The 7,441-nt window shown below is 31.1% G+C and carries 7 protein-coding genes; all 7 read left to right on the top strand.

Annotation, left to right across the window (positions count from 1 at the left end; translation table 11 throughout):
- Positions 1 to 193: 193 nt before the first annotated feature.
- The 7 genes from mnmA to B5E79_RS13650 all read left to right on the top strand — a co-directional run bounded on the left by mnmA (position 194) and on the right by B5E79_RS13650 (position 7,116).
- Positions 194 to 1,327 (top strand): tRNA 2-thiouridine(34) synthase MnmA, encoded by a 1,134-nt coding sequence (mnmA, locus tag B5E79_RS04910; protein WP_087297177.1) that lies wholly within the window; start codon positions 194 to 196, stop codon positions 1,325 to 1,327.
- The gene (recD2, locus tag B5E79_RS04905) at positions 1,327 to 3,519 is read left to right on the top strand and encodes an SF1B family DNA helicase RecD2 (RefSeq protein ID WP_087297176.1); all 2,193 of its coding nucleotides are present in this window, start codon (positions 1,327 to 1,329) and stop codon (positions 3,517 to 3,519) included. Before mnmA ends, recD2 begins: the two co-directional genes overlap by 1 nt.
- 42 nt (positions 3,520 to 3,561) lie before the next feature.
- Positions 3,562 to 3,699 (top strand): hypothetical protein, encoded by a 138-nt coding sequence (locus B5E79_RS13460; RefSeq protein ID WP_158093958.1) that lies wholly within the window; start codon positions 3,562 to 3,564, stop codon positions 3,697 to 3,699.
- Positions 3,700 to 3,748: 49 nt separating this feature from the next.
- A complete protein-coding gene (locus B5E79_RS04900) occupies positions 3,749 to 4,786 on the top strand; it encodes an AI-2E family transporter (protein ID WP_087297175.1) in 1,038 nt (345 codons plus the stop codon).
- Between the two features lie 56 nt (positions 4,787 to 4,842).
- The gene (locus tag B5E79_RS04895; RefSeq protein WP_087297174.1) at positions 4,843 to 5,787 is read left to right on the top strand and encodes a Na/Pi cotransporter family protein; all 945 of its coding nucleotides are present in this window, start codon (positions 4,843 to 4,845) and stop codon (positions 5,785 to 5,787) included.
- A 13-nt stretch (positions 5,788 to 5,800) separates the two neighbouring features.
- The gene (locus B5E79_RS04890) at positions 5,801 to 6,340 is read left to right on the top strand and encodes a dihydrofolate reductase family protein (RefSeq protein ID WP_087297173.1); all 540 of its coding nucleotides are present in this window, start codon (positions 5,801 to 5,803) and stop codon (positions 6,338 to 6,340) included.
- A gap of 320 nt (positions 6,341 to 6,660) precedes the next feature.
- A complete protein-coding gene (locus B5E79_RS13650; RefSeq protein ID WP_206393130.1) occupies positions 6,661 to 7,116 on the top strand; it encodes a hypothetical protein in 456 nt (151 codons plus the stop codon).
- Positions 7,117 to 7,441 lie beyond the last annotated feature (325 nt).

Raw genomic sequence — 7,441 nt, 5'->3', positions numbered from 1 at the left:
AAAATTATCCCGAATTTTACTTGATTTTTCATTGGAAAAACCTGTTTTTCGGGATAATCAATAATTCGGGATAAGTGCAATGAGAGGGGCGAAGATTAATTTCTTCCCTCTACTCTATTTTATATGAGTATTCCATTATTTTTACTTTATAATTGTTGAAGAAAATGATAGAATATGCAAGAAGGAGGCGTCTATGAAACAAAGAGTTGTATTAGGTTTAAGTGGTGGTGTAGATAGTGCAGTTGCAGCTTATGTTTTAAAGCAACAAGGTTATGAAGTTATTGGCGTTTTTATGCGTAACTGGGATTCATCATTAAATAATGATATTTTAGGAAATCCAACAAATGATGATGATATCTGTCCACAGGAAAAAGATTATAATGATGCAAAAAAGATCGCTGAGCATTTAGGAATAGAATTAAGACGTGTTGATTTTATTAAGGAATATTGGGATCATGTTTTTACATATTTTTTAGAAGAGTATGCCAAAGGGAGAACGCCTAATCCTGATATTTTATGCAATAAACATATTAAATTTAAAGCTTTTTTAGATTATGCCAAATCTATTGAGGCCGATTATATTGCGACAGGACATTATGCACGTGTGGAACATCATGATGGACAAGATTCTATCATGTTAAGAGGCATTGATTCTAATAAAGATCAGACATACTTTTTATGTCAGTTAAATCAATCTCAACTACAGTCTTCATTATTTCCAATTGGAAATATGACCAAACCAGAAGTCAGACAATTGGCGGAAGATTTAAATTTGCCAGTGGCTCATAAAAAAGACAGTACAGGAATCTGTTTTATTGGAGAAAGAGATTTTAGAGAGTTCTTGAAAAATTATATTCCAGCCAAAGCTGGAAAGATGGTAGATATTGAAACTGGTCAAGTTGTCGGTGAACATCAGGGCATTATGTATTATACAATTGGACAACGTAAAGGTTTAGGTATTGGTGGTCCAGGTGATGCCTGGTTTGTTGTGGGTAAAAAGTATGATGATAATATTTTATATGTGTGCCAAGGAGATCAGAATCAATGGTTAATGAGCGAAGGTGCTTTGATTACGGATGTCAATTGGATCGGTAGTCAAAAACCATCGGGAGAATATGATTGCACAGCCAAATTTAGATATCGTCAAAAAGATAATGAAGTTTCGATTCATTTTGTTGATGAAACAACACTTTATGTGACATTCAAACAACCTGTCAAAGCTGTAACGCCTGGTCAGGCCGCAGTCTTTTATCAGGGTGATGTTTGTCTTGGTGGAGGAACGATTGATAAAGTGTATAAAGATGATAAGGAGATTACATACTTATAATGTTAGAATATACGGGAATTATTAAACGTATTAGGTTTTATAGTGAGGATACAAAGTTTATTGTCTGTCTGATTGATAGTGAACAGGAAGATAAACCAATTCTAGCAACGGGTTATATGAGTTATGTAAATCTACAGGATAAATATCATTTTCAGGGTGATTATGTGATTCATCCTAAATATGGGAAACAATTTCAGATTCAATCTTATGAGATTGTTTTAGCGAATGAGGAAAGTGAAATCATTCGCTATTTATCTAGTCCTTTATTTAAAGGGATTGGTGAAAAACAGGCCAGTGCTATTGTGGAAGCTTTAGGTCAAGATGCATTAAGTAAGATTAAAGAAGATAAGCATGTTTTAGATCATGTTCGTGGTATGAATGAAACCAAACGTGAAACGATTGCAGGTGTGTTAAATTCCCAGGATTTTGATCAGGAAGTTTTGATGTTTTTCATGGGGCATGGTATTTCGACACGTCATCTGGCTTTAATTCAAGCTGTCTATCAGGAAAAAACATTGGATATCTTACAGAATAATCCTTATCAGTTAATTGATGATATTGATGGAATTGGTTTTAAAACGGCAGATGATCTGGCATTGAAAATAGGTGTTGATCAACATGATCATCATCGTATTCAGGCAGCTATTGTTTATGCTTTAAAAGAAGCCTGTTTTCAAGATGGAAGTACATATCATAACTTTGAGGCTATCGTGAAAAGATTTCATCGCTATATTCCTCAAATTGATGATGAAAGTTTTGAAACAGCTTTGCAGGATGTTCTTGAACAACGTAAAATTATTCAGGAAGATGATCGTTATTATCCTTATGATTTATATCAAAGTGAAATACAAATATCAAAAATCTTTCAAAAATGGCTTCATGCGCCTTTGTATGAATATGATCAGCAGGAAATTGATACCATTATTGCAGATTTAGAAACAGAGTTATCTATTCAATATGATCATTTTCAAAAAGAAGCGATGACACTCTTTTTAAAACAGTCAGCTATGATTATTACAGGTGGGCCAGGAACTGGAAAAACAACGATTGTCAATGCTATGATTAAAATCTATCAGCGTTTAAATCCTGATCAAAAATTAGCTGTTGTTGCACCAACTGGTAGAGCAGCTAAACGTTTGACTGAAGTGACAGGAGTGGAAGCTTGTACCATTCATCGTTTATTGAAATGGGATTTACATACAAATACTTTTGCGATTAATGAGAAAAATCCATTAGATGTGGATTTATTGATCATTGATGAGTTTTCAATGGTCGATTCTTTATTGTTTTCACATCTTTTGTTAGCTTGTCAAAAAGTCAGTCAAATTCTTTTGATTGGAGATGATCAGCAATTGCCATCTGTGGCACCTGGTCGTGTTTTAAATGATCTCATCAGTTGTCAGCGTATCCCAACCATTGCTTTACATCATATATATCGTCAATCCAAAGAAAGTGGTATTGTTCAATTAGCCCATAGTATTCGCAATAATCAATATGATGAAACTTTATTTTCAAAGTATCAGGATATTCATTTTCAAACATGTGCCGCCTATGATGTTGTCAAGTATGTACGTGTATTAGTCACAAAAGCATTAGAAGATGGCTATGATGTGCATGATATACAAGTTTTAGCACCAATGTATAATGGTGTTGCTGGTATTGATGCTTTAAATGATTGTCTACAGGAATTATTTAATCCTCAAGATGGATTTAAAAATGAACTGCGTGTGGGTAAACGTTTATTTAGAGAAGGCGATAAGATTTTACAGTTAAAAAATCGTATTGAAGATAATGTTTTTAATGGTGATATAGGAACATTGGTAGAAATCTGTTATAAAGATAATTTTGAATATTTATCAGATATGATGATTGTTGATTTTGATGGAACTATTGTTGAATATACGCCACAGGAATTTTATACATTGACACATGCTTATTGCATGAGTGTACATAAATCACAGGGAAATGAATTTAAAATTGTCATTATGCCTGTTTTAAAAGACTATTATATTATGTTGAAAAAGAATCTGATTTATACAGGATTAACACGAGCAAAACAGTCTTTATGGTTTTTAGGAAATCATCAGGCTTTTCAATATGGAATTAGTCGAGAACAAGATGATCGAAGGAAAACGACATTGATTTCAAGAATGAACGAAACTCCTGAAATTTCTTTGTATGATTTTGAATAATCAGGACATACTAAGATTGTACTTTTAAAGGAGTGAATAATCATGTCAAAATTAGCTGTTGCTTTTTTCTCGGCAGGAATTGTTGCTGCGGCAATGATTATGATGAGTGATATGCCATGTGCCGATAACATCGAACATACTGTTCATAAAGCCAAAAAAGCGATTAAGGAACAACTTTAAGAAGTACAAAAGGACTCATTGTAGTCCTTTTCTTGTCGTGGAGGTTGAAATGAAAAGAAACAATATCGCACGTTCTCTCATCATTTTTTGTATTTGTGCTATTTTACTTTATTATGTTTATACTTTATTTCGTATAGGATCATTATTGATTTATATTTTTCAATTGATTTTTCCTGTTATTATTGCATTGTTTTTTCATTTTCTTATTGATCCCCTGATTGATTATTTTACCAGTGATCGCCTTTCTAGAAAAGTTGTTGTAACACACTTATATTTATCTTTTTCATTGTTTTTTATTTTAAGCTGTTATTTTTTAATCCCTTATTTATTAGATCAGTGTCTTATTTTTTATCATTGTATCTGTGATAGTCAGATTATGGTCAATCCTATTTTTTCTACTTTTATTCGTTTTTTAGAAGAATATCAGGTCATTGATTATTTTATAGATATGTTTAATGGTTGGACACAGACAGTCATTTACTGGGTTGGAAATATTTTTATAGCATTAGGCATTTCATTTTATTTATCTTATGATAATCTTCATTTAATTGAAAAAGCCATTGTCTATTTTCCTTTTGAAAAACAAGGTATCTGTATGCAGACATTAAAAAAATTAAAACTCACAACATATCAGTTTATGAAATCAATGATTTTAGATTTTTTCTTCTTCTTTTTGATGTGCTTTATTCCTTTCTTTTTTATAAATCAGAATTTTGCAGTTTGGATTGCATTATTTTTATCACTTACAAATCTCATTCCTTATGTAGGACCTTATATTGGTGGCATACCAGTTGTTATTTATGAATTCTTTATTGATCAGCATCTTGGTTATGCATCTCTTATTGTGATTATGGTTTTACAATATTTAGAATCTTCTTATTTACAACCTTATTTATTTTCTAAAGGCATTCATTTACATCCTATTCTTCTTTTAATAGCATTGACTTTCTTTGGAGATCTTTTTGGTCTGATTGGTATGATTTTTTCGCCACTATTATTGTCATATGTCGTTTTTATTGGGGAACTTTTCAAGAATTTACGTATTGGTGATGATATTAAGAGAATTATGCAGCATGAAAACCGATAAAGATTTTACAAATTTTTTCTTTGTTATCATATATGATAATAAAGGGGTGTGAAGCCATGACGATTTCTCATTATTTAGGACTGTTAGGAGGATTGGCATTATTTCTGTTTGGCATGGAACTGTTATCAGAAGGATTAACAGAAGGACTGGGAGAAAGAATAGAAATCTTTTTATTAAAACTGACCAATCATAAGTGGAAAGCTATTGGTGTAGGGACATTGTTGACATGCCTGATTCAAAGTTCATCTGCTATGAGTGTTATTCTCATTGGATTTTTAAATGCTCATATTATGTCATTAAAAAGAGCTATCTGGGTTATGATGGGAGCTAATATTGGGACAACTATAACAGGACAGATGATCGCTTTAGATATTGGCATGTTTGCGCCATTGTTAGCCTTTGTAGGCGTATGTTTATATCTGATAAGTCATGGCATCAAGCATCTATGTGGACAAGTGATGATGGCTTTAGGACTATTATTTATGGGACTTGAAATGATGGCTCAATCCATGTTGCCCCTACAACACTCATCCACATTTGTGAATGCTTTAATGCATATTCAAAATCCAATATGGGGTGTCTGTATCGGTATGTTGTTTACAGCTTTGATTCAAAGTTCATCAGCATCTATTGGTATTTTACAAATTCTCGCTTCTAAACAGTTGATTTCTTTTCATCAGGCTGTTTATCTGATTCTAGGTTTTGATTTAGGAACGTGTATAACAGGTTTTCTTGCTTCTTTAAAAGGATCACGCAATGGAAAACGTCTAGCATTGTTTCATTTTCTTTTTAATGTTGTAGGAGCTATTAGTTTTTTAGTCATTTCGCAGATAATTCCTCTCGCCGATTGGATTGCAGGATGGACACCATTATCACCCCTCCATCAAATAGCCAATATGCATACATTTTATAATATGATGACAACATTCATTGTCTTACTATGTGAACCTTATCTGATTCAAACTATTCAATGGATTTACCCATATCACCATAAAAAATAAAAAGAAAGTAAGGATGATAGTGAGAAAAGTCATTTTGTATATTACAATGAGTTTAGATGGATATATCACCGATCAACATGGACGTATAGATTGGTTACATGGTGATAATCCTACAGATGAAAAAACAGAAAGTTATCATCATTTATTAAAACATGTTGATAGTGTTATTATGAGTGAAAAAGCTTTTCGTATGATAGGAAAGAAAGTCAATCAATATTGGATTCATCAAGGATTAAAGATTTATGTTTTATCATCTTTGACTCAGTTATCATCAGATCATGTCATTGTCACATCTGAAGATATTTGTTCATTAGTTCAAAAAATAAAACAGGAATCTGGAAAAGATATTTGGATTTGTGGTGGTCAACAATTGATTACACCTTTAATTCAGGCTAATATGATTGATGAATATCATATTTCTATGATTCCAACATTAATTGGAAAAGGAACACGCTTATTTGAAGATTTTGATCAGGAAACAAGATTATCATTGATAAAAACTTATGTTTATAATGGTATAGTGGATATTGAATATAAGAAGAAAATATATTAACAGATTATTTCATCAATAATAAAGAAAGGTAAAAACTCAATGAACCTTTCTTTTTATTATGTTTAATCTGATTGATTGAAGTGATATTTTTCTTGTTAATGTTTGAAATATAGAACTTATATTCCATTTTTTTATGATTTGGTCACATTGTTGGTCACACGGTGCAGTGTTTTTTAAACATTTGATTAAAAAAGTAGGCTTTTTCATTCTTTTTATTTATAATAAAAACAAGGAAGAATCCGTGGGAAAAACAGTCTTTTTCTTGCGAACTTTTTGTCTACTTTTTCGTTCCTTAGTGAGAAGGGGGTGTGAATTTGTCTATGAGTTATATGGAACGATATATCTATTTTACAATATCACTATCACCTTGTGAAAATGAAAATATCATAGGTTATCTTTATTGCCCTTATTTAAAGAATAGTGTTGGATTTCATGGTTTGACAGAATTAATTTTGACAATGGATCAAATTATGCAAGATTGTCATGTGCCAAAGTGTAATGTCAAATATAGAACATTTAATATAAGACATCGAAAGATGATGAATCAATTAGAATATAAAACTATAGATTCTCAAATCATGGAAGAAAACTTGAAAACATCTTTTATGAATTTGGAAAATACGAAAAATATTTTTTTGGTTAAAATCATGTATAGACAAAATTATTCTTGGCAAGGGGAAATTACCTGGATTCAAAAGAATAAAACAAAAATGTTTAGAAGTGCATTGGAGTTTTTACATATTCTTTATCCTATTATGGATGAAGTTGATCAATAGTGCTTCTTTCTAAAAGCGAATGAATGAAGAAAATAGTTAATGTTGAATATATTTGTTGGGGGTGATAAATATTGATTATAAATCAATTGTATCTTATTTGCCAAACAATAAATGGATGATCGTATTTTAAAAAGTTTTTATGATTCTTTATAAAACTTTCTTGATACGAATGTATCTATCTGTACTTTATGTTTATGATATCTATGATGATATTGAAAGAATATATGGACTAAGTCAATCTTCTTTCTATCAAATAAGTATATGAAAAAATAATAGATCCATTTATTGAAATTTTATTTTGAGTAAAAGGAGTTGAAAAGCTATT

The organism is Massilimicrobiota sp. An134 (assembly GCF_002160815.1).
In the GTDB taxonomy this organism is placed as follows: Bacteria; Bacillota_I; Bacilli_A; order Erysipelotrichales; family Coprobacillaceae; genus Allocoprobacillus; species Allocoprobacillus merdigallinarum.
The sequence above is the reverse complement of the archived record's forward strand: the minus strand, read 5'-3'. Positions and strand labels throughout refer to the sequence as shown.

Coding starts and splice junctions, on each gene's coding strand:
- mnmA (WP_087297177.1), top strand. CDS start 194: ATGAAACAAAGAGTTGTATTAGGTTTAAGTGGTGGTGTAGATAGTGCA.
- recD2 (WP_087297176.1), top strand. CDS start 1,327: ATGTTAGAATATACGGGAATTATTAAACGTATTAGGTTTTATAGTGAG.
- B5E79_RS13460 (WP_158093958.1), top strand. CDS start 3,562: ATGTCAAAATTAGCTGTTGCTTTTTTCTCGGCAGGAATTGTTGCTGCG.
- B5E79_RS04900 (WP_087297175.1), top strand. CDS start 3,749: ATGAAAAGAAACAATATCGCACGTTCTCTCATCATTTTTTGTATTTGT.
- B5E79_RS04895 (WP_087297174.1), top strand. CDS start 4,843: ATGACGATTTCTCATTATTTAGGACTGTTAGGAGGATTGGCATTATTT.
- B5E79_RS04890 (WP_087297173.1), top strand. CDS start 5,801: ATGATAGTGAGAAAAGTCATTTTGTATATTACAATGAGTTTAGATGGA.
- B5E79_RS13650 (WP_206393130.1), top strand. CDS start 6,661: ATGAGTTATATGGAACGATATATCTATTTTACAATATCACTATCACCT.